The organism is Kribbella sp. C-35, from assembly GCF_046549195.1.
GTDB lineage: Bacteria > Actinomycetota > Actinomycetes > Propionibacteriales > Kribbellaceae > Kribbella.
In genome coordinates this window covers 1,071,317-1,093,329 of record NZ_JAJPWG010000002.1, presented here as the reverse complement: position 1 = coordinate 1,093,329, position 22,013 = coordinate 1,071,317, and the positions used below count along the sequence as shown (strand labels likewise).

18 protein-coding genes are annotated in these 22,013 nt (G+C 67.9%); 12 read left to right on the top strand and 6 right to left on the bottom strand.

The genetic code is table 11. The features are described from left to right. The first annotated feature begins 2 nt into the window (after window positions 1–2). From ACLJOO_RS17695 to ACLJOO_RS17670, 6 genes are read left to right on the top strand one after another with little or no spacing between them, the layout of a single operon-like run. The gene (locus ACLJOO_RS17695; protein ID WP_410788257.1) at window positions 3–941 is read left to right on the top strand and encodes a carbohydrate ABC transporter permease; all 939 of its coding nucleotides are present in this window, start codon (window positions 3–5) and stop codon (window positions 939–941) included. Next, on the top strand, window positions 938–1,831 hold the full coding sequence (locus tag ACLJOO_RS17690; protein WP_410788256.1) for a carbohydrate ABC transporter permease: 894 nt from the start codon (window positions 938–940) through the stop codon (window positions 1,829–1,831). The genes ACLJOO_RS17695 and ACLJOO_RS17690 overlap by 4 nt, the downstream gene beginning before the upstream one ends. A 5-nt stretch (window positions 1,832–1,836) precedes the next feature. Then, window positions 1,837–2,931, top strand: coding sequence for an ABC transporter ATP-binding protein (locus ACLJOO_RS17685; protein ID WP_410788255.1), 1,095 nt, complete (start codon window positions 1,837–1,839; stop codon window positions 2,929–2,931). Continuing rightward, a complete protein-coding gene (locus tag ACLJOO_RS17680) occupies window positions 2,928–3,854 on the top strand; it encodes an acetylxylan esterase (RefSeq protein ID WP_410788254.1) in 927 nt (308 codons plus the stop codon). The genes ACLJOO_RS17685 and ACLJOO_RS17680 overlap by 4 nt, the downstream gene beginning before the upstream one ends. A 4-nt stretch (window positions 3,855–3,858) precedes the next feature. After that, window positions 3,859–4,704, top strand: coding sequence for an acetylxylan esterase (locus tag ACLJOO_RS17675; RefSeq protein ID WP_410788253.1), 846 nt, complete (start codon window positions 3,859–3,861; stop codon window positions 4,702–4,704). Further along, window positions 4,701–5,759, top strand: coding sequence for an aminotransferase class V-fold PLP-dependent enzyme (locus ACLJOO_RS17670; RefSeq protein ID WP_410788252.1), 1,059 nt, complete (start codon window positions 4,701–4,703; stop codon window positions 5,757–5,759). The genes ACLJOO_RS17675 and ACLJOO_RS17670 overlap by 4 nt, the downstream gene beginning before the upstream one ends. Before the next feature lie 135 nt (window positions 5,760–5,894). Here the strand turns inward: ACLJOO_RS17670 and ACLJOO_RS17665 are convergent, their stop codons facing one another. Continuing rightward, complete coding sequence (locus ACLJOO_RS17665) at window positions 5,895–6,788, bottom strand: phosphotransferase family protein (protein ID WP_410788251.1); 894 nt, start codon at window positions 6,786–6,788, stop codon at window positions 5,895–5,897. Between the two features lie 305 nt (window positions 6,789–7,093). Here ACLJOO_RS17665 and ligD point away from each other — a divergent pair, with 305 nt between their 5' ends. After that, window positions 7,094–8,071: a non-homologous end-joining DNA ligase gene (gene ligD, locus ACLJOO_RS17660; RefSeq protein ID WP_410788250.1), complete on the top strand. Its 978-nt coding sequence runs from the start codon at window positions 7,094–7,096 to the stop codon at window positions 8,069–8,071. Between the two features lie 50 nt (window positions 8,072–8,121). Here the strand turns inward: ligD and ACLJOO_RS17655 are convergent, their stop codons facing one another. Further along, complete coding sequence (locus tag ACLJOO_RS17655; RefSeq protein WP_410788249.1) at window positions 8,122–11,409, bottom strand: hypothetical protein; 3,288 nt, start codon at window positions 11,407–11,409, stop codon at window positions 8,122–8,124. A gap of 26 nt (window positions 11,410–11,435) precedes the next feature. Continuing rightward, window positions 11,436–12,008, bottom strand: a complete 573-nt coding sequence (locus tag ACLJOO_RS17650) for a TetR/AcrR family transcriptional regulator (RefSeq protein ID WP_410788248.1) — start codon at window positions 12,006–12,008, stop codon at window positions 11,436–11,438. Between the two features lie 113 nt (window positions 12,009–12,121). Here ACLJOO_RS17650 and ACLJOO_RS17645 point away from each other — a divergent pair, with 113 nt between their 5' ends. Next, window positions 12,122–13,054, top strand: coding sequence for an alpha/beta hydrolase (locus ACLJOO_RS17645; RefSeq protein WP_410788247.1), 933 nt, complete (start codon window positions 12,122–12,124; stop codon window positions 13,052–13,054). Here the strand turns inward: ACLJOO_RS17645 and ACLJOO_RS17640 are convergent. Beyond that, window positions 13,044–13,529, bottom strand: a complete 486-nt coding sequence (locus tag ACLJOO_RS17640; protein WP_410788246.1) for an AAA family ATPase — start codon at window positions 13,527–13,529, stop codon at window positions 13,044–13,046. The genes ACLJOO_RS17645 and ACLJOO_RS17640 overlap by 11 nt on opposite strands. A 41-nt stretch (window positions 13,530–13,570) precedes the next feature. Continuing rightward, on the bottom strand, window positions 13,571–14,074 hold the full coding sequence (mug, locus tag ACLJOO_RS17635; protein WP_410788245.1) for a G/U mismatch-specific DNA glycosylase: 504 nt from the start codon (window positions 14,072–14,074) through the stop codon (window positions 13,571–13,573). A gap of 159 nt (window positions 14,075–14,233) precedes the next feature. Between mug and ACLJOO_RS17630 the strand changes: the two genes are divergently transcribed. From ACLJOO_RS17630 to ACLJOO_RS17615, 4 genes are read left to right on the top strand one after another with little or no spacing between them, the layout of a single operon-like run. Further along, complete coding sequence (locus ACLJOO_RS17630) at window positions 14,234–14,959, top strand: Clp protease N-terminal domain-containing protein (RefSeq protein WP_410788244.1); 726 nt, start codon at window positions 14,234–14,236, stop codon at window positions 14,957–14,959. A 9-nt stretch (window positions 14,960–14,968) separates the two neighbouring features. Then, window positions 14,969–16,246, top strand: coding sequence for a serine hydrolase domain-containing protein (locus ACLJOO_RS17625; protein WP_410788243.1), 1,278 nt, complete (start codon window positions 14,969–14,971; stop codon window positions 16,244–16,246). A gap of 45 nt (window positions 16,247–16,291) precedes the next feature. Further along, window positions 16,292–17,689 (top strand): ATP-binding protein, encoded by a 1,398-nt coding sequence (locus tag ACLJOO_RS17620; protein ID WP_410788242.1) that lies wholly within the window; start codon window positions 16,292–16,294, stop codon window positions 17,687–17,689. Window position 17,690: 1 nt separating this feature from the next. Continuing rightward, complete coding sequence (locus ACLJOO_RS17615) at window positions 17,691–19,649, top strand: vWA domain-containing protein (RefSeq protein WP_410788241.1); 1,959 nt, start codon at window positions 17,691–17,693, stop codon at window positions 19,647–19,649. A gap of 47 nt (window positions 19,650–19,696) precedes the next feature. Here the strand turns inward: ACLJOO_RS17615 and metE are convergent, their stop codons facing one another. Continuing rightward, window positions 19,697–21,955, bottom strand: coding sequence for a 5-methyltetrahydropteroyltriglutamate--homocysteine S-methyltransferase (metE, locus tag ACLJOO_RS17610; protein ID WP_410788240.1), 2,259 nt, complete (start codon window positions 21,953–21,955; stop codon window positions 19,697–19,699). Window positions 21,956–22,013: the final 58 nt, after the last annotated feature.

Below are 22,013 nucleotides of genomic sequence, written 5' to 3'. Positions count from 1 at the left end.
GCATGGCCGTGCTCAGAGGGATGGCCGTGCTCAAGGGGATCGGGTCCGCTGAACGCCGGCCGCTGGGCGACAACGCGAAGGCCTGGGCTCTGAATGCTCCGGCGATCGCGGTGATCGCCCTGCTGGTCGCCTATCCGATCGGGTACTCGTTCTACGTCAGCCTGCAGAAGAACAACCTGAAACGCCCGCGGGCCAAGCGATTCATCGGGTTCGACAACTACAAGGCACTGCTCAGCGACCAGGCCTTCCTGTCCGCGCTGAAGGTCTCGGCATTGTTCGTGCTCGTGGTGCTCGGGCTGACCGTCGTACTCGCGCTGATCCTGGCGCTGGTGCTGAACGAACGGTTCCGGGGCCGCGGTCTGCTGCTCAGCCTCGCCTTGTTGCCCTGGGCAATGCCCGGGGTGGTGAACGGCCTGATGTGGCGGACGATCTTCGACGCGAAGACCGGCGCACTGAACGGTCTGCTGCAACAACTCGGGCTGATCGACAGCTACCACGCCTGGCTGACGTCCGGCACGGGCGCGTTCCTGTTCACGGCGCTCGCCCAGGTCTGGAACACGCTCCCGTTCTCGGTCATCATCCTGCTCGCCGGATTGTCGACAATCCCCTCGGAGTTGTACGACGCCGCGACCGTGGACCGCGCCGGCGCATGGCGACGGTTCACCCAGGTCACCGTTCCGTGGCTCCTCCATCCGCTCCTGATCGTCCTCATCCTCGAGACGATGAACGCGTTCCGCGCGTTCGACACGATCTACGTCCTCACCGGCGGCGGCCCCGGCGACGCGACCACCACGATCGCGCTCCTCGACGTGCAGACCGTCCTCACCTTCACCGACTTCGGCCTGGGCAGCGCCTACGCCTGGGTGATCACCGCCATCACCCTCCTGATCTCCGTCGGCTACATCGGCCTGCTGTATCGAAAGGGGAACTTCGAAGTATGAGCACTCATGTACGCATTCCCCTGAGTTACCGGATTCCGTGGAAGAAGATCGTGCTGTATGTGCTGGCGGTTGGTTTCGCACTCTATCTGGTGTTGCCGTTCTACTGGATTGTCGCGATGAGTTTCATGCACGAGGTGGACGCGATCTCGGTGCCGCCGCATTGGGTTCCGACGCATCCGACGTTGGAGAACTATCTCGGTTTCGTGCGGCCGAACGCGGCGCAGGAGCTTGTCGGCGGGCGGGCCGTGTCGGAGACGCCGTACTCGCTGCGGAACAGCCTGGTCGTCGCGACCGCGACCGCCGTACTGAACCTTGTGCTGGCGACGTTCGCGGCGTACTCGTTCTCGCGGTTGAAGTTCCGGGGGAGTCAGGTGCTGCTCGTGCTGTACCTGCTGACCCGGATGGTGCCGGGGATCGCGATCATCATCCCGTTCTATTTGCTGATGCGGTCGTTCGGGCTGCTGGACACGTATCTCGCGCTGATCCTGTCGTACACGACGTTCGCGTTGCCGATCACGATCTGGATCCTGAAGGACTTCTTCCGGTCGGTGCCGCGCGAATTGGAGGAAGCGGCGCGCGTCGACCGGTGCGGATGGTTCCGGACGATGTGGACGGTGTTCCTGCCGGTCGCGGCGCCTGGGCTGGTCGCGGCCGCGGTGTTCGCGTTCATGACCGCGTGGAACGAGTTCATGTTCGCGCTGTTCCTGACCAGTACCAAGGCGGCGAAGACGATCCCGGTGGTGGCGGCGAACTTCGCCACCGACTTCAACACCCAGTTCACCGTGATGGCCGCGGCCGGCGTGCTCGCGGTCGTTCCACCCCTCGTGCTCGCCCTGCTCTTCCAGCGCAAGCTGGTGCAGGGCATGGCCGCCGGATCCGTGAAGGGCTGAGACACATGGCTGAAGTGCGTTTGGAAGGCGTCACCAAGTCGTTCGGCGGCAAGACCGCCGTCCGCGATCTCAACCTGACCGTCGAGGACCGCGAGTTCCTCACGTTGGTCGGACCGTCCGGTTGCGGAAAGTCGACAACCTTACGGATGATCTGCGGGCTGGAGCGGGCAACCGAGGGGCACATCTTCTTCGACGGCAAGCCGGTCAGCTGGCTGCCGGCGAACAAACGGGACGTGTCGATGGTGTTCCAGAGCTACGCGCTCTACCCGCACAAGACCGTGCGGCAGAACATCGGGTTCGCGCTGAAGATGATGCGGGTGCCGAAGGCAACCATCTCCGAGCAGGTACTGCAGGCGGCCCGGACGCTGGACATCGAGGACCTGCTGGACCGCAAACCGCGGGAACTGTCCGGCGGCCAACGGCAACGGGTCGCGCTCGGGCGGGCGATCGTCCGCGATGCCGGCGCCTATCTGCTCGACGAACCGCTGTCCAACCTCGATGCCCAACTCCGGGTGCTGATGCGTGCGGAGATCAAGCGGCTGCACGTCGACGTGGCGCGGACGTTCATCTACGTCACGCACGACCAGGTCGAGGCGATGACGATGTCGGACCGGATCGCGGTGATGCGCGACGGCGTCGTCCAGCAGTGTGCGACACCGGAGGAGATCTACGAGCGCCCGGCGAACCGCTTCGTGGCGTCGTTCATGGGTTCACCGCCGATGAACTTCGTCACCGGCGAACTCGCCGACGTCGACGGGATCCGCACCTTCCGCTCGCCCGCCCTGACCCAAACCCTGCGCCTGCCCGCCGAACCAACCGACCCGGCCGTGGTCTTGGGGATCCGCCCCGAAGACGTCACATTGTCGACAACCCCCGTCGACGGCCATCGCCCCGGGAAGGTCTTCGTCTCCGAACCGCTCGGCCCCGACGTCCTGGTAACCGTCCGCATCGAAGGCGAGCTGATCAAGGCCCGCGTCCCGACCCCCTTCCGTCTCGGTCACGACAGCACGGTGTACGTCGGGTTCAACCCGAACCGCCTGCACCTGTTCGCCGCCGACGGCACCGCACTCCACGCGCCCGAACGAGAGGAACACTCTTGAGAGACCCCGAGAACGCGACCGTCGACGTCGAACTGCCCGCCGACTTCGACGACTTCTGGGCGGCGGGACTGGCGGACTGCGCGTCGTACCCGTTGGACCCGGTCCTCACCGAGATGCCGACGCTCTCCACGGACACGGTGATTGTCTACGATCTGCATTTCACCAGCTACGGCGGTCTGCGGATCGCCGGCTGGTACGCCGTGCCGCGCTCGGGCACTGCGCCGTACCCGGGCCTGGTGACGATCCCCGGGTACATCTCCGAGCCGACCGTCCCGAAGGAGTGGGCGGAACTCGGGTACGCCGCGCTCGCGATCGCGCCGCGCGGGAAGCTCCGCTCGAACGACGTGTTCAACCCCGGGTACCCGGGCCTGCTGACGCACAACATCGTCGACCCGCAGACGTACGGGTACCGAGGGTTCTATCTCGACGTGGTGCGTGCGGTCGAAGTGTTGCTTGATCGTCCAGATGTCGACAATCTGCGGATCGGCTTGCAGGGGTCGAGTCAGGGCGGTGGACTCGGGATCTCCACGGCCGCGTTGCTCCCCGACGTGATCCGGTGCGTCGCGGCGGGAGCGCCGTACCTCTGCGGGATCATGACCGCGCCGACGCTGACCCGGTCGTACCCGTACGAGGAGATCAACGAGTACCTGCGGATCCATCCGAAGGACGTCGACCGGGTGCGGGAGACGGTCGCGTACTACGACGGGCTGAACTTCGCGTCGAAGGTGCAGGCGCCGACGCTGCTCTACCTCGGGCTCGAGGACGACGTCTGCCCGCCGGAGACCGGGTTCGCGTTGCACCGCACCTTGACGTGCGAGAAGACGCTGCACACCTATCCGCACTGCGCGCACCACGCCGGCCTGCCGGACGTCATGCGCGTCGTGGAGGACTTCCTTGCCGAGCACCTCACCCCGGGACGGTGACCTGATGACGTTCGATGCCTACTGGGCCGCGGTCGACGAAGAGCTCGCGGCGATTCCCGGCCGGCCCGTGCTGGACGTGGTGCCGGCGCGGACGACGGACGAGGCGACGTTCTACACGGTGCGGATCACCAGCTCCGGGCCGTACCGCGTGTACGGCAACCTCAGCATCCCGAAGGGCGACGGCCCGTTCCCCGGCCTGCTCAGCACGCCGCGGTACGGAAGTGTCAACAACATCCCGCACCCGAACGACCGGAGCCGGTACGTCGTCCTCGGGCTGATGCACCGCGGTCAGCGGCTCGCCGACGAGGGGTTCGCGGCCGCCTACCCGGGATTGTTGACAATGGGGATCGACGACCCGTCGACCTACGTCTATCGAGGGATCGCGGCGGATTGTCTACGAGCGGCGGAGTTCCTGATGGGACTGGCGGAGGTCGATCCGGCGCGGGTCGCGGTGACCGGAGACGATCTTGCGGTGCTCACGGCGGCGCGACGGCCCGGGTTCAGCACGGTGCGGGTGACGGACCTGCTGTTCTACCGCGCGATGGAGGCGCGGTTGACGTCGTGCCTGTATCCGCTGGAGGAGCTGAACGACCATCTGCGGGGTGGATCGTCGACTGACGCATTGTCGACAACCCTGGCGTACTTCGATCCGTCGCGGCACGCTCCCGCAGTCACTGGTCGGACATTGCTTGCCGTTGACGACGCGGACTGGTGCGGGTCGCTGTTGTCGGCATTGCCGGATCCGGAGGTCTACCAGGTCACCCACCTCGACGGGACCGACAACGACTTCCTCGACGCGTGGCTGGCCGAACGCGTCGGCGTGCCGGCGATGTCGAAGTTCGTCGCATGACCGCACCACTCGACGTGCGGCCTGTCATCAACGCCAACGCCACAGTCACGGTGCTGGGTGGATCGTTGATGCCGGCCCCGGTCCTGAAGGCGATGAACGACGCGGCGGCGCAGTTCGTCGACCTGCCCGAGCTGAACGAACGGGTGGGGGAGCGGCTCGCGGAGCTCACTCACAACGAAGCCGCATACGTGACGTCCGGCGCCGCGGCCGCGATCTCGCTGACGGTTGCCGCCTGCATCAGCACCGAATCGCAGGCGTTCCCCACCGACGCCGAGGTGGTGATGTTCGCGAGCCAGCGCAACGGTTACGACTACTCGGCCCGACTCACGGGCGCCCGCGTCGTCGAGGTCGGCCCGTCGTACGAGGAGTTGCGTACGGCGCTCGCACGCGAGCCGGCGTGCGTGCTGTGGTTCGCGGGCGCGCACTACGCGACCGGAGCGTTGCCGGTGGAGGAGGTGGTGCGGGGTGCGCGCGAGTTCGGCGTACCGGTGATTGTGGATGCGGCGGCGCAGATCCCGCCGGTTGCGTCGCTGTGGCGGTTCACGCGGGACATCGGTGCGGACGCGGTGCTGGTGAGCGGCGGGAAGGGGCTGCGCGGGCCGCAGTCGAGCGGGCTCGTGCTGGGGAAGCGGTGGCTCGTGGATCGGGTGCAGGCCCACACGTCACCGAAGCAGGAGCTCGGCCGCGGGATGAAGGTGGGGAAGGAAGAGCTGATGGGTCTGCTCGCAGCGGTCGAGTGGACGCTCGCGCAGGACGAGGACGAATTGTTGGCGACCTACGAGCGGATTGTCGACGATTGGATCGTCGGCCTGCAGGGGATCGTGACGGTCGAGCGCGGCTACCCGAGCGAGGCCGGCCAACCCCACAGCCGCGCCGTCCTCCGCCTCACCCGCGACCGCGACGAGGTCATCAAGGCGCTGTGGGACGGCGAACCGCGGATCGCGGTAGGCACCTTCGGCGTACCGGACGACGCCATCGCCCTCAACCCCCAAACCCTCCAACCCGGCGAGGACAAACAAGTCCTCGCCGCCCTCCTCAAAGTCCTCGCCCCGTAGCTCCCGAGTGCCCGAGTACACGAGCCTTCGCCGGGGTCTGTGCGGCATGCCAGAACCGGAACGGCGACCAGTAGGGACCCCGCAGTTATCCGAGGCGCCGTAGGGCTATCTCGATGGCGACCTCGACCCGGGACGTCATGCCGGGCACATCGACGGGACGGCGCCCCGCGACCTGACCACGGATCCACTTCTGCACGCTGTCGTCATAGTGCAGCAGGGCATAAGGTCCCACCACGGATCGAGAGTCACCCCGGCGATCGACTCGTAGAGCGACCGAAGCTGCTCCGACCACTCGGGCGAGTAGAGCGCCGCCAAGTATCGCCGACAGTGCCCGACGTCAATCGCGCGCGCCCCCCGATGGATGGAGTTCCAGTCGGTCAGTCCAGTAATCCTCCCGCGCGACCACAACATGTTGACAGGCAGGAGATCGCAGTGCAGAAAGACGGCAGTGTCCTTGGGCGGCGGCGTCGCCATGACACCGAACGCCGCCTTCCACACAGCCGGCTTCTGTGCGTCGACCGGCACCTGAAACCCGTCTCGAGGAGCGATCCAAGAATCCGTCCAAGGCCTGAACGCCTTCGCGGGGAGATCGAGGGAATGCAGCAGTACAGCAAGCTCCGCGATCCTCGTCATCCACGACCGAGGTTCCGCCGGATTGAGGTGAACATGCCCCGGCAACCGTGTCATCAGCAACGACGGCGCGCCGCCCGTCGAAGCACCGGCGACATCAGCAGCCAGGATGCCCGGAACCGGGAGCCCGCTTCCCGCCACCACACCGAGGTTGGCGATCTCCTTCTCCAAGGTCCCCTGCAGGTCAAGCCCGCCGGGGTACTGCCGCAGTACGACGAATGTTCGCATTCCACGTCGCTCGACAGTCAGCCGATTCACGGCGGAGCAGACGCCACCGGTCAACCGGCGATAGCCGACGATGCGACTGCCCCGACCCATCGACGCCGCAACCCAGGCGAGAGTCTCCGCGGAGGACCGACGCTGCCTGAACCCGCTATCCCTCCAGTCGCCCTCGGTCATGCGCGCGAGCCTATTCGTCAGCGGCCTGCGGCGATAAGGGTTTTCTAACCCGCGAGAGGCAGGGACCCGGCTGCTGGACGGCCGTCACCAGCTGGGATGGTTCGCGATGGAGCCGGCCGGTGAGGGGACTACCTGATCACCTGGAGGGACAACGAGTTCGTCGGACGATGCCAGACTGAAACCGGGTCGAGTGCCGGGTCGGGCGCGCGGAACCTCTCGTCGATGGTGGGTTGTGTGACGGGTGGCGGGTTGTAGTGCGGCAGCGGTGAAACAAGCTTCTAGTGGCGCGGGGCTAAGCTCGGGGGATGGCGAGTAAGCCGGATGAGACGCGGGACGGCGTTGACCTGACCAACCTGGATCAGCCGTTGTTCGACGGGGCTGATGCGCGGAAGCGGGATCTCGTCGACTACCTGGACGCGGTGCATGAGCGGATCGTGCCGGAGCTGCGGGAGCGGCCCTTGTCGGTCGTGCGGATCCGGCCGGGGCAGCCGAAGTTCATGCAGAAGAATGTCCCGAAGTACACGCCGGACTGGGTGAAGACCGTGCAGGTCTGGGCGGAGGCGTCGAAGCGCCAGGTGTCGTACGCGTTGTGCGACGACCGCCGGACGCTGCTGTGGTTCGCGAACCAGCGTGCGGTGGAGTACCACCCGACGTTGATGCGCGCCGATCGCTGGGACCGCGTCACGCATCTCGTGCTCGACCTCGACCCGCCGGAGGGCGAGACGTTCTCGATGGCGGTGCAGGCCGCGCTGCTGGTGCGGCAGGCGTTGACGGACTGCGGGTTGTCCGGTGCGGTCAAGACGAGTGGTGCGAAGGGTGTGCACGTGATCGTGCCGATTGTCGACACGGTGACGATCGAGGACGCTGCGGCCGCCACGCGGGCGATCGCGGCGCGGGCTGAGGAGATCGATCGGTCGGTCGCGACCACGGCGTACATCAAGGAAGACCGGCACGGGAAGGTCTTCGTCGACTCCACGCGGTCCGGCGGTGCGACGGTTGTCGCGGCGTACAGTCCGCGCGTCCGGCCCGGTACGACGGTGTCGTTCCCGGTCGGCTGGGACGACTTGGAGAGCGTGACGCCGCGCGACTTCACCGTCCGCAGCGCCCCGGCCCTGCTCGGCGATCGTGATCCGTGGGCCGAGCAACTCCCGGCCCCGCAGGAGATCCCGGAAGACGTCCTCCTCGAAGGCCGCGCCATCCCGGTCGCCCGCGTCGCGGCCATGCACGAAGGCAAACGCCGCAAACGCGCCCGCGAAGCCGAGGAACAGAAGCAGGCCGACTAACGCCATCCGAGCCCGGCCCCTGCAGAGCCCAAGTACCGACCCTCGGGCTTCTACTCCGGGGCGGTTGTCAGGTCGAGGGCGCGGCGGCGGACGGGCGGGGAAGGGTGGTTGCGGAGGGCAACCAACAGTTCGCGCCATTCGGTGGACCACCCGGCGCGGGGCGCGGCCGCGCGCACGAGGACGTGAGCCAGCAACCCGGATGCCAAGTCAGGCGAGTGGACGAGCGACTCGGCAACCGGCAGCAGTTCCGCCGGCGTCCAGGTCGGCTCAGTCCCGGACAGCCGCGCGGAGACGAGGTCAGCGGCCCTCAGCGCAGCCAACGGATCATCACCGACCAGATCGCGCAGCTCGACCGCCGACTGCGAATGCACCAGGAGCTCCAGCCGGAGCTCCAGAAAGTCGGAGCCAACCAGTTCGTCGGCAACCACGCGCAGGTACCGCCGGTCCTCTGCCGACCGGCGGCTGAACTGCGAGGACAGCTGACTCACCAGATACGTGAGCCGCTGCCGAGCCGGATGATCCCGATCCGGCAACGCGTTCGGCAGCGCAGGGTTCGCCTCCGACCGCACCAGCAGCCGAGCGACGTCAACCACGTCATCCAGCCCTGCCGGCGCATCCGTAGCGACGAACGAGACGAGCGCAGTGATCGCGTCCCGCCACACCCGACTGCGCAGCGACAGCCGGCTGATGAAGTCCGCACAGACCCGCGTAGCAGCCGGGTTGTACCGCGCCCACCCTCGCAACGCGAGCAACGCCGGCCCCACAACCTCTGGCTCGCTGCGTGTCGTCACAGCGATCAACAGGTCGGCGTACCGCGCCCGGTACCCCACAGGTACGTCGTACGCGCGCCGTACCGTCAGAGCCGTCGCAGTAGCCGGAGAGTCATGCACTGCCTGCTCCAGCACGGCCCACGCGGCAGGGTCATACAGCAAGTACTGCGACACGGTCCGCGCAATTGCTGCCCGCACGTCCCGATGCGCACCAGCCCACGCCTCCGTCAGTACGGCGCTAGCTCCCGGAGCCCGTAGCTCGCCAAGCAGCCGCACCGCCTCCTTCCGCGACGTGACCTTCACGCGGCCACCAGTCAGCACCGGCTGCAGCAGCCCCGGCAACAGACTGGGCCGAACGAACCGCGCCGCCCGGCTAGCCGCATACGCAGCGACCCGAGCCCGATCGTCACCCGCATGCGCGAGCAGCAACGGCATAGCGAGGTCAGGTCGCTCTGTCCACGCCAACGCCGCCAGTGCCGCCTCCTGCAGCAGTACGTCGGAACTCCCGAGGAACTCGTCCAACGCAGCCCTGCCCGCAACCGGCACGCGTCCAAGCGTCCGTACCGCCAGCGCCCGGTACCACGTGTGCATCCGGTCGTCGCGGGCAGCTTGGACGAGTAGCTCGGCGTACCGGGCCTGCTGGCGCGGCAGCCAGCGGCGAAGGGCGTAGTCGGGCACCTGCCAGGACGTGCTGCTGCGATCGAAGCGACGGATCCGATCCGCCGCGGCGAGTACCGGGTCGAGCAGGTCGGTGTAGTGCTCGGTGACCAGCCACCACACCGGCTGCCAGCGGGCCATGGTGACGTCCTGGTCAACGATCTGACGGAGGCGGTTGTACCGGGTCCGGGGCGGTTCCAGCCAGTATCTGCAGGCCTGCTCGGACGTGTGCTCCTGGTCCGACCAGACCGCCTGTTCGAGCACACTCTCGAGGTGTTCCGTCGTCCAGTCGCGGCGGCCCAGGGCAGCGGCCACCGTGAACGCCAGCGAGAACTCGTCGCGCTTGGCGGCTGCTTCGATCGCGGGCCGGAGCGCCTCGTACACGGCGGCTTCCCGTCCGCGCGGCAGCCTGTCGACCAGCGGATCCAAGTCGATCCGGCCCCGGTTCTCCGAGAGTCGCGCGTGCGCATGCAAGCCCCAGTCCAGCAGGGTGGTTCGGTTGCCCAAGACGCCTTGTACGACGGCATTCTCGGCCAGCTGCGTCAAGGCATGCCGCGTTGCCCACGAGGTATCCTGTGCTGCCAGCGCATCCGTGATCAGCGTGTCCAACGACTCGGTCAACGCATCGGTCAGCAGTGTCGGCGGCAGCTCCGCGACCGCCTGTACGGCGTTGAGCCGCACTGTGTCCTGGTCGTTGCGGATCCGCCCTGCCGCCCACGTGACAGCCTGCACCACCTGCTCCGGCCGTCTGCCATACCCGGCTGACTGGATGACCCCCTGGTAGACCGAGCTGCGCACGGCGGCGTCTGGATCGCTCACGTCAGGTTCGAGGAGTGCGAAGGCCTCGTCGAACGGGAGGTGACTAGCGATGCTGCGCCGCCACCACGCGTCCTCACTGATCGCAGGTAGCGCCAGCATCCGACGTGCCTGCTCCGCGCGCACAGCATGCGGCAGCGCCTGGAGAAGCTCCGTACTCAGCTGTGCCTGTCCGAGGTCGACGTACTGCGTTACGGCCGCGAAGATCACCGCCCGCCGCGACGGCTCCAGTGTGTCGAGGAACGTGGCCAGCTGCGGCCAGAGGACCCGTCCGAGAGTGACGAGCTCGTCGTCGGAGTACCTGTGCAAGCGACGCCGGAACGCCGGGGTCAGCGCCCGCGTCACCACACCACGCCGGTCAGGGGCGAGCAGGAGCTCCAGTACACCTGCGGGGTCCCGGTCCGTGAGCGGACCGATGATGTCGAGCACTGCGCTGGGCAGGTCGTGCGCAGGTACCGCCTGCTTGATCAGCTCGAGGACCGCGTCCGGTGCGTGCTCTAGCGACGCGGTGACGCCGTGGCCGACGCCCTGCCACCACTCGTCGTTAGCAGGGAGCGTCTGACGAGCAAACGCAAGTACTTCGTCCGGGTGATGCTTCGCGAGCTGACGCCACCCGCCAGGCGTCACGCAGTACGCCAGCTCGGGCAGCAGCCGCGCCACAGTCGCATCATCGGTCGCGTCGAGCAGACCGGTCGCTGCTACGTCGCCCCAGCGCGCTCGGTGCTCGTCGATCAGCCGTACGGCGAGATGCTCGCGCCGCTGCCGACGTACCAGGGTCACCAGCTTCGAGCGCAGTGCCGCGGGCGCGTCGTCGTACACGATCCGCAGGTCGTCGTCCGCGACCGGCACCCCGCGACCGACCGCCGCGAGCGCCCGTGACTGCACGGTCGGATCCGGGTCCCGAAGCATCCGGCTGACGTACGACGCTTCGCGGGTGACCTCGGCGATCTGGAGACCGAGGACGCGCTCGAACGCGGTACCTCGACCCACCTCGTCGAGGAGACTCACCAGCTGCGACGCCTGGTCGGCGAGCAGGCGTACGCGCTGTCCGTACGAGAGTCCGTCGATGGATCGCAGCAGCTCGGGCAGACGCATGCGCCCATCCTGCCCAATGGGAGGTGTCAGCTCTTCAGTGAGGCGTCCAGGATCATCGTCGCGGCCTCCCGGGCGCGTAGGGCGGGGTCGGCCGAGCCGGAGATCGCGGCGCGGGTGATCGCACCTTCGCTGAGCAGGATCAGGTGGTCCGCGAGCCGGTGGGGGTCGTCCGCGCCGGCCTCGAGGGCGAGCTGGGTGAGCGCCTGCCGGAAGCCTTCCTTGTGCCGGAGCGCCATCTCGGCGACCCGCGGCGAGACGGCGCCGAGCTCACCGAAGGAGTTGATGAACGCGCAGCCGCGATAGTCGCGCTGGCGGAACCACTCGTCGAGGAAGTCGAACACCGCCAGGATGCGGTCGCGCGGATCGGCGGCCGCATCGACATGCTCGGCGAGCATCGACTTCCAGAGGGCGTCGCGGCGGTCCAGGTACGCCTCGATCAGGACGTCCTTGGACGGGAACAGCTGGTAGAGCCGCTTCAGCGACACCCCGGACGCCGTCCGGATCGCATCCATCCCGACCGACTGCACGCCGCGCTCGTAGAACAGCGCGTCCGCCGCGTCCAGCACCTGCTGCTGCGCTGTCGCCGTGTCCAGCACCATCTGGTGAACCTCCCGCGTGACCCGCGCCACCTTGCGCGGAGAACCATCGTTCTCCTACAGTACCAAACACCGGAGAGAACGAGCGTTCTCTCGTCAAGGGAAGGATGAGGAAGATGACCGTTCTGGAGCCCGCTGCCCAGGCCTTCGCCGACGCGACCGCCAAGCCGCCGTACCTGTTCCAGCTGACCCCCGAAGAAGGTCGCAAGGCCGTCGACGAGGTGCAGACCACCGACTACCCGAAGCTCCCGGTCGACGAGGAGTGGGTGACCGCCGCGGACGGCACCAAGGCCCGCATCGTCAAGCCGCAGGGCGCGACCGGCGTGCTGCCCGTCATCCTCTACATCCACGGCGCCGGCTGGGTGTTCGGCAACGCGCACACCCACGACCGGCCGGTGCGTGAGCTCGCGGTCGGCGCGGGGGCCGCGGTGGTGTTCCCGGAGTACGACCTGTCGCCGGAGGTGCGGTACCCGCACGCGCTCGAGCAGAACTATGCGGTCGCTCGCTGGATCATTGCCTCAGGCAAGGAGCACGGTCTGGACGCGGAGCGGCTGGCGATCGCCGGCGACTCTGTCGGCGGGAACATGACGGCCGCCGTGACCCTGCTCGCGAAGGAGCGCGGGGACGTGAAGTTCGTCCAGCAGGTGCTGTTCTACCCGGTCACGGACGCTTCGTTCGACACGGCGTCGTACAAGGAGTTCGGCGAGGGGTACTTCCTGCAGCTGGACGGGATGAAGTGGTTCTGGGATCAGTACACGACCGACGAGAACGAGCGGAACCAGATCACCGCGTCGCCGTTGCGGGCGACGACCGAGCAGTTGAAGGGTCTGCCGCCGGCGCTGGTCATCACCGGTGCGGCCGACGTACTGCGGGATGAGGGCGAGGCGTACGCCGCCAAGTTGCTCGAGGCCGGCGTACCGACGACCGCGGTCCGATTCGCGGCGATCATCCACGACTTCGTGATGCTGGACGCGCTGCGCGACACGCATGCTGCCGACGCCGCGATCGAGCTCGCGATCTCGACGCTGCGCAAGGCACTCAACGAATAGCGTCGAAGATCGCGTCGACAACTTCGTCGAGCGGGCGCGCGGTGTCGATGACTGTGCCCTGGGGTAGGTCTGCTTTGGTGGCGTGCAGGCGGACGATGAATTCCTTCTGTTCGTCGTTCCCGCCCCAGTCGTCGGCCTCGCGAGCAACCAGCCTCCGCTTGAGGGTTTCGGTGTCCACGTCCAGCACGATGACCTGGTCGAACACGTCGAGGAACTTGGCGAAGTTCCTCGAACCGCCGCAGAAGAAGGCGATCTCTTCGGTGGTGTCCGCGGCGATCTCACGGACCTTGGCAACATCCCAGATGTGGGTGTAGTAGTCGTGGGCCTCGGCGCGGTCTCCGGTTTCCGGATCGCCCGCGTAGGCGAGTTCGTTGTCGCCGTCAACGGCTGTGTAACCGCGTTTGCGAAGCTCGCGGCACACCGAACTCTTCCCGGTGCCCGAACCGCCCTCGACCAGGTAGTTGCGTTTTGCCATGCGCTTGAGCGTAGCCAGAAGCTCCGTCGAAGGAATGTGAATTAATTGGCGGCCAGTCGGAGCTCGGCGAATGCCGCAGCCAGCTTCGGCAGTGTGTAGTGGGCATTCAGGCCGCTCGGATTCGGCAAGATCCAGACGCGGGTCGCGCCGATCGTCCGGTCCTGCTTGCCCACTGCCGCCGTACGTTCGTCGAAGGCGTCCCGGTACGCCGTGACGCCGAGCACCGCCAGCCACTCGGGCTGCACGTCGAGCACCTTCTTCACCAGGTTCTCGCCGCCCGCCACGAACTCCGCCCGCGACAACTCCGCGGCCTTCGCCGACGGGCGGTCGACCACGTTGGTGATCCCGAGCCGGTAGGTCAGTAACTCCTGCTGCTCGACCGGCTGCAGTTGGCGAGGTGTGAACCCGCTCAGGTGCAACGCCGGCCAGAACCGATTCCCCGGCCGCGCGAAGTGATGCCCAGTCTCCGCCGACATCAGCCCGGGATTGATGCCACAAAACAACACCCGCAACCCAGGCCCGATCACATCCGGAATGCCGTCCACGCGGGACACCGTAGCTAACGACAGGAGGTAGTGGTCCCGGCCACCCAGGTGTACGCCTGGCACCCGACCCGAAGGCCGCCTGAGGGGGACTACCTCCTGTCCTTAGCCGCGTCAACCCGGGGTTGACGCGGGCCAGGTTGTCAACCTAGGGTTGACGGCATGACTCCTGGACCTGATCTGCAGCAGCTCATCAACACGATCAAGACGGACGCCGGTAGCGACGACGAGCTGGTGCAGCTCGGGACCGCGGCGGCGACCATCAGCGAACTGACCGCCACCAGTGACGCCGCCCTCGGGTTCTTCGTCGACCGGGCCCGCGGCGCGGGGAAGTCCTGGGTCGAGATCAGCACCGTGCTCGGCGTCAGCAAACAAGCCGCCCACAAACGCTTCGCCGACTCCTGGACCACCAAGCCCGCATTCGACCGGTACACCCCACGGACGCAAGCCGTCGTGGAGGCCGCGAAAGAGGTCGCGCGCAGCAGGAACCACGCCTTCATCGGCACCGAACACCTGCTGCTCGCCTTCTTCGCCCAGCCCCAGGCGCTGGCGACGAAGGTGCTACTGGCGCACGACATCACCGAAGAGTCGGTGCGGGCGGCGGTGGACGCGAAGAGCCCGGCGGGGCCGTCGGCTGATGCGAAGAGTGCCGAGAAGGCGCTCGACGGCGAGAACCCGCCGTACACCCGCCGGACGGCGCACGTCCTGCAGGGTGCTGTCGGCGAGGCGTTGACGCTCGGCCACAACTACGTCGGCACCGAGCACTTGCTGCTCGCGTTCTACCGGGACTCGCTCGGGGTCGCGACGCAGGTCCTGGTCGAGCAGGGCCTCGACGAGAAGGCTGCGTGGGCGGGGATCCGTGCGTTGCTCGAGGAGGCCACGAAGTAGGTTGGCTGCATGTCTGACTGGTCTGCGCGGTTGAACGAGTTGGCGGTGGCGGGTGACGTCACCGGTGCGGTGCTCGGGATCTGGCACGACGGCGAGACGACCATCGCGCCGTACGGCGTCCTGAATGCCACGACCGGCGTCGAGACGACCGCCGACTCGCTCTTCCAGATCGGCTCGGTCAGCAAGCCGTGGACCGCGTCGATGATCGTCCAGCTCGCCGCCGAGGACCGGCTGCGGCTGGACGACCCGATCGTCAAGTTGTTGCCCGAGGCACCTGTCGACCCGCGGGTCACGGTCCGTCACCTGCTGACGCATACCAGTGGCATCGACGGCGACCTGTTCACCGACACCGGTCGCGGCGACGACTGCCTGCAGCGGTACGTCGCTCTGCTCGCGGACGTGGACCAGCTCTTCGAGCCCGGTACGGCGTACTCGTACTGCAATGCCGGATTCATCCTGCTCGGCCGCCTGATCGAGGTCCTCGACGGCCGGACCTGGGACGAATCGCTGAAGGCCCGTCTGGTCGAGCCGCTCGGCCTGACCCACACGGTCACCTTGCCGGAAGAGGCGATCCTGGAGCGCGTTGCGGTCGGCCATACGGCCACGGACGGGGAGCGGGTGAAGACGTGGCAACTCCCGCGCAGCATCGGCCCCGCCGGGACGATCAGTGCGACCGCGGCAGACCTGCTCGAGTTCGCCCGGATGCACCTGACCGACGAGCGGTACGCCGCCATGCAGGAGCCGCAGGTTCCGTTCGCGGCCGGGATCGGCGGCTTCGTCGACCTCGGCCTGACCTGGCGGATCTACGACTGGGGCGGCCGCCGCCTGTTCGGTCACGACGGGTCGACGATCTCCCAGCTCGCCTTCCTGCGGATCGATCCGGAGGCGCGGTTGGCGATGTGCCTGCTGACCAACTCCGGCAACGGCACCCGCCTGTTCGAGCCGCTCGCCTCCGCGGTGTTCACGGAGTACGCCGGTGTCGCGCATCCGGCCGGGCCGCAGCCGATCGACGTACCCGTCGACGACCGTCACGCCGGCCGCTACGAACGTGCCAGCGTGCGACTGGACGTCGCGAAACGTGACGACGAACTGGTGATGGTCTACACCGCTACGGGGGACCGGCTGCTGTTCTCCGAGGACCCGGTGCACGAGTACGAGCTGCGCCCCACCGAGCCTGCCGACGGCAACCATTTCGTCACCCGCGAGTCGCCCGCGCACCCGTGGGTGCCGGTCACGTTCACCCCGACGCACGTCTTCACGTCTGGACGCGTCACGCCCAGGCGCTGAGATAAAGCGGGTGCGATTTGGGGTGACCGAGCTAACGTCGTCAGGGTGACTAGTGCACCTGCTGAACTCCCTCGTAAAGCCGGTGACCTCCGGGCCGCCGGGCATCTTCCTCGGTCGATCAAGGCCGAGATCCGTGACAACCTGCTGAAAGAACTCCGGGCCGGGCGGGATCCGTGGCCCGGCATCGTCGGCTTCACCCGGACGGTGATCCCGCAACTCGAACGCGCCCTGCTCGCGGGGCACGACATCGTACTCCTCGGTGAGCGCGGTCAGGGCAAGACACGCCTGCTGCGCACGCTGGTCGGTCTCCTCGACGAGTGGACCCCGGTGATCGACGGCGCCGAGATTCCCGAACACCCTCTCGAGCCGATCACGCCGGCCTCCCGGCGGCGCGCGGCCGAACTCGGCGACGACCTGCCGGTCCGCTGGATCCACCGCAGCGAACGGTACGCCGAGAAGCTCGCCACCCCTGACACGTCGGTCGGCGACCTGATCGGTGACGTGGACCCGGTGAAGGTTGCCGAGGGCCGCAGTCTCGGCGACCCGGAGACCATCCACTTCGGACTGGTCCCGCGGGCGCACCGCGGCATCGTCGCGATCAACGAGCTGCCCGACCTCGCCGAGCGCATCCAGGTCGCGCTGCTGAACGTGATGGAGGAGCGCGACATCCAGGTCCGCGGGTACACGCTCCGGCTGCCGCTCGACGTGTTGCTGGTGGCAACGGCCAACCCCGAGGACTACACCAACCGCGGCCGGATCATCACGCCGCTGAAGGACCGGTTCGGCGCCGAGGTCCGGACCCACTACCCGCTCGACATCGACGCCGAGGTGGACGTGATCCGGCAGGAGGCCGAGTTCACCGCCGAGGTCGGCGAGCCGCTGCTGGAGGTGCTGGCCCGGTTCGTCCGGCACCTGCGCGAGTCGACGTCGATCGACCAGCGGTCCGGGGTGTCCGCCCGGTTCGCGGTCGCTGCGGCCGAGACGATCGCCGCCGCGGCCCTGCGCCGTTCGGCGATCACGGGCGAGGAGCCCGCGGTCGCCCGCCCGGTGGATCTCGAGGCAGTTCCCGCCGTACTGCGGGGCAAGCTCGAGTTCGAGCCGGGTGAGGAGGGGCGCGAGATCGAACTGCTCGAGTACCTGCTGCGCCGGTCGGTGGCCGACACCGCACGCGAACGGTTCGCGGGTCTCGACCTCACCCCGCTCGCGCACGCTGTTGCCAATGGCAACCTTGTGACGACGGGGGAGCGGGTGCCCGGCCGCGACGTACTCGCCGCGCTGCCCGAGCTGCCTGTCCTGCACGATGTCGCCGCCCGTGCCGGCGTCGAGCCGGACGACTCGTCCGGGCGGATCGCCGCCGCGATCGAACTCGCCCTCGAGATGCTGTACCTGTCCAAACGCGTCGCCAAGGACGCCGATGACGACACCACGGTCTACGGAGCCTGACATGTCGGCGTCAATTCCGGAAGGCTGGTCCTACGGACCGTGGCACGACGGGCCGGATCCGCTCAAGGCGCCGGCGGATCTGCGGGATGCGCTGGACGAGATCGGCCGAGACGTGATGAACGGGTCGTCGCCGCGGTCCGCGCTGGAGGAACTGCTCCGGCGCGGCACCCGGAACACCCAGGGCCTGGACGACCTGAGCCGCCGGTTGTGGGAGCGCCGCCGCGAGATCGAGCGGCGGCACAACCTCGACGGCACCCTGCGGGACGTGCAGCGGTTGCTGAACGAGGCCCTGGAAGCGGAACGGCGCGAGCTGTTCCCGAATCCGTCCGACGACGCGCGGTTCAAGGAGGCGGAGCTCGACGCGCTTCCGTCCGGTACGGCGGCCGCCGTACGGGAGCTGGCGAACTACCAGTGGGAGTCGTCGGAGGCCCGGGAGAAGTACGAGCAGATCCGTGAGCTGCTCGGACGGGAGCTGCTCGGTTCGCGGTTCGAGGGTATGAAGGAGGCGCTGCAGCAGACCACGCCTGAGGACGTCGAGGCGATCAACGAGATGCTGGCCGACCTCAACGCCCTGCTGACGGCGCACGCGCAAGGCAGGCCGGAGGTACCCGAACTCTTCGAGGAGTTCATGGCCAACCACGGCGAGTTCTTCCCGGAGAATCCGCGGAACGTCGACGAACTGATCGACGTACTCGCGCAGCGGGCGGCCGCCGCGCAACGGATGCTGAACTCGATGACACCCGAACAGCGCGCCGAACTGGCGGAGCTTTCGCAGCAGGCGTTCGGCAGTCCGCAACTCGCGCAGCAGTTGGCGCAGCTGGACGCTCAGCTGCAGTCGCTGCGGCCGGGGGAGGACTGGTACGGGTCGGAGCAGATGCGTGGTGACGATCCGCTCGGTCTCGCCGAAGGCGCTCAGGCGATGTCCGATCTCGCGGAACTGGATGCGCTGGCCGAGCAGTTGGCGCAGTCGTATCCGGGGGCGCGGCTCGAAGACATCGATCTCGACGCGCTCACCCGTCAGCTGGGCGACGAGGCGACGGTCGACGCGCGGCGGCTGAGTGAGCTGGAGCGGCAGTTGCGCGATCAGGGTCTGATCGAGCGGGCGCCGGATGGTTCGCTGCGGTTGTCGCCGAAGGCGTTGCGTCAGCTCGGTCAGACGGCGTTGGCCGACGTACTGCGGACCGCTCGGGGCTCGGGTGAACGGGACGCGGCCAACGCGGGCGCGGCCGGTGAGCTGAGTGGATCGTCGCGTCCGTGGGAGTTCGGGGACACCCAGCCGTGGGACGTGCCGAGAACGGTGCGGAACGCGGTACTGCGTAGTGCTTCGCTTGATGGGTCCGTCAAGCTTGATGTGGCGGATGTGGAGATCGCCGAGACCGAGCATCGGGCCCGGGCCGCGGTGGCGTTGCTGGTCGACACGTCGTGGTCGATGGTGCAGGAGGGCCGCTGGCTGCCGATGAAGCGGACGGCGCTCGCGTTGCATCAGCTCATCTCGACGCGGTACCGGAACGACGCGTTGCAGCTGATCACGTTCGGCCGGTACGCCGGGGTTGTCGAGCTTCCTCAGCTGATCGGAATGGAAGGCACGTGGGAGCAAGGGACGAATGCGCACCACGCGCTGCTCCTCGCCGGGCGTCATCTGCGACGGCACCCGGACGCGCAGCCCGTCGTACTGATGGTGACGGACGGGGAACCGACCGCCCACCTGGAGCCGGACGGCACGGCCGAGTTCTCGTACCCACCCGAGGCAGCCACCCTCCGCAAGACGATCTTCGAAGTCGACCGCCTGGCGAAACTCGGCGCCTCGCTGACCGTCTTCCGCCTGGGCGATGACCCGCGCCTCAACGCGTTCGTCGACCTCCTGGCCCGCCGCAGCGGCGGCCGAGTCCTCGCCCCCGACGCAGACGGCCTAGGCGCAGCTGTAGTAGGCGACTACCTCCGCACCCGCCGCAAGCTGTAGCCCGACTGGATGGGGTCCTGAGACATGTCCCAGGACCCCATCGCGGTCTACAGCGTTGCGCGGACCTGCTGGGTTGCTGTTGTGAGGTTGCGTAGGGCGGGGGCGATCTCTGCATAGGTGCGGGTTTTGAGGCCGCAGTCGGGGTTGATCCAGAGCTGGTCGGCGGGCGTGGTGGATAGGGCCGCTTGGATGAGGGCGGTGAGTTCTTCGGTCGTCGGGACTCGGGGCGAGTGGATGTCGTAGACCCCGGGGCCGACCCCGCGCCGGAAGCCGACGCCCGCAAGATCCCCCAACACCTCCATCCGCGAGCGCGCCGCCTCGATCGTGGTGACGTCGGCATCCAACCCATCGATCCCGGAGATGACAGCGCCGAACTCCGAGTAGCACAGATGCGTGTGCACCTGAACCTCTGCAGGCGCCCCACCCGTCGCCAGCCGGAACGCGCCGACCGACCAATCCAAGTACGCCTTCCGCTCGGCATTGCGGAGCGGCAGCAGCTCACGAAGCGCGGGTTCGTCCACCTGGATAATCCGGATCCCGGCCGCGACGAGATCGGCGACCTCGTCGCGGAGCGCCAGCGCGACCTGATCCGCCGTCACCTGCAGCGGCTGGTCGTCGCGCACGAACGACCACGCCAGGATCGTCACCGGTCCGGTCAGCATGCCCTTCACCGGCCGTGCGGTCAGCGACTGCGCGTACGACGACCATTGCACCGTCATCGGCACGGGCCGCGACACATCGCCGTACAGGATCGGCGGCCGGACACACCGGCTGCCGTACGACTGCACCCAGCCGTGCTTCGTGGTCGCGAATCCGTCCAACTGCTCAGCGAAGTACTGAACCATGTCGTTCCGCTCGGGCTCCCCGTGGACCAACACGTCCAGCCCGAGGTCTTCCTGTAGCGCGATGACCTGTGCGATCTCGGCCCGCATCCGCTCGTCGTACGCCGCCTGGTCGATCTTGCCCTTGCTGAGGTCGGCTCGGGTACGACGGATCTCCGCGGTCTGCGGGAACGAGCCGATCGTGGTCGTGGCGAGCTTCGGCAGCTCCAGTGATTCCTGCGCGGTACGGCGGTCGTCGTACGACGGACGCTGTCGGTCCTCCGGCCGGATCGAGGCGACCCGGTCGCAGACAGCCTGCTCACAGGCCAGGTCGGACTCCTTGAGCGGACCGCCTGCCGGGTTGGCGGCATCCACGACGACACCTGCGTCCGAGCTCAACGCGCGGCCGAGCAGTACGACCTCGTCCACCTTCTGACGGGCGAACGCGAGCCGCGCGCGAACCCGTGGATCGAGGTCGTCCTCGACGTCGACGTCATACGGGACGTGAAGGAGCGAGCAGGACGTCGACACCTCCAGTCGGCCGACGGAACCGGCGAGGGCGGCGCACGTGGAGAGCGCGTCGCCCAGCGCGGTTCGCCAGACATTCCGGCCGTCGACCACGCCGGCCACGACCGTCTTCTGGCGAAGTGATCGCAGCCCGGCGATCTGATCGACAAGGCCAGGGGCGGAGACGAGATCGAGGGCCAGACCGTCGACGCCGGTCGAGGTCAGCACGGGAAGCGCCGGACCTGGGTCGCCGAAGTACGTCGCGACCAGCAGGCGTGGCCGGTCGGTCAGGGCGGCGAGCTTCGTGTACGCGCGCTGCAGAGCGTCGAGCTCGGCCGGGGTGCGGTCCTGCACCAGCGCGGGTTCGTCGAGCTGTACCCAGTCGGTGTCCAGTTGGGCGAGCAACTCGGCGTACACGTCGACGAGTTGGTCCAGCAGGGTCAGCGGCTGGACGTCGTCGGACTTGGAGAGCAGCAGGAAGGTGAGCGGACCGATCAGGACCGGGCGGAGATTCACGTCGTACTCACGGGCTTCGGCCAGTTCGGTCAGGATCTTGGCCGGGTTCAGGGTGAAGCGGGTCTCGCGGTCGAGCTCGGGCACCAGGTAGTGATAGTTCGTGTCGAACCACTTGGTCAGCTCGAGCGGGGCGACGCCGTCGCGGCCGCGGGCCATCGCGAAGTACTGGTCGAGGTCGCCGAGGCCACGGAATCGGTCCGGAGCGACGCCGAAGAGCTGGACGTGGTCGAGCATCTGGTCGTAGTACGAGAAGGTGTTGCCGGGGATGGTGCCGAGGCCGCGGGACTTCAGGTCGAGCCAGGTCTCCGCCCGGAGCCGGCGGGCTGTGGTTTCGAGTTGCGTCGCGTCGCCGTCGGCCCAGTACTGCTCCAGCGCGTGCTTGAGTTCGCGGCCGGGGCCGATCCTCGGGTAGCCCAGGATGGTGGTGCCGAGGGTGTTGCCAAGAGTGTTACTGGTGTTCACGTCTCTCTCCTCGCGAGCGTGCCGATGGATCGGCGGATCGCTCGCGGGAAAACGCAGG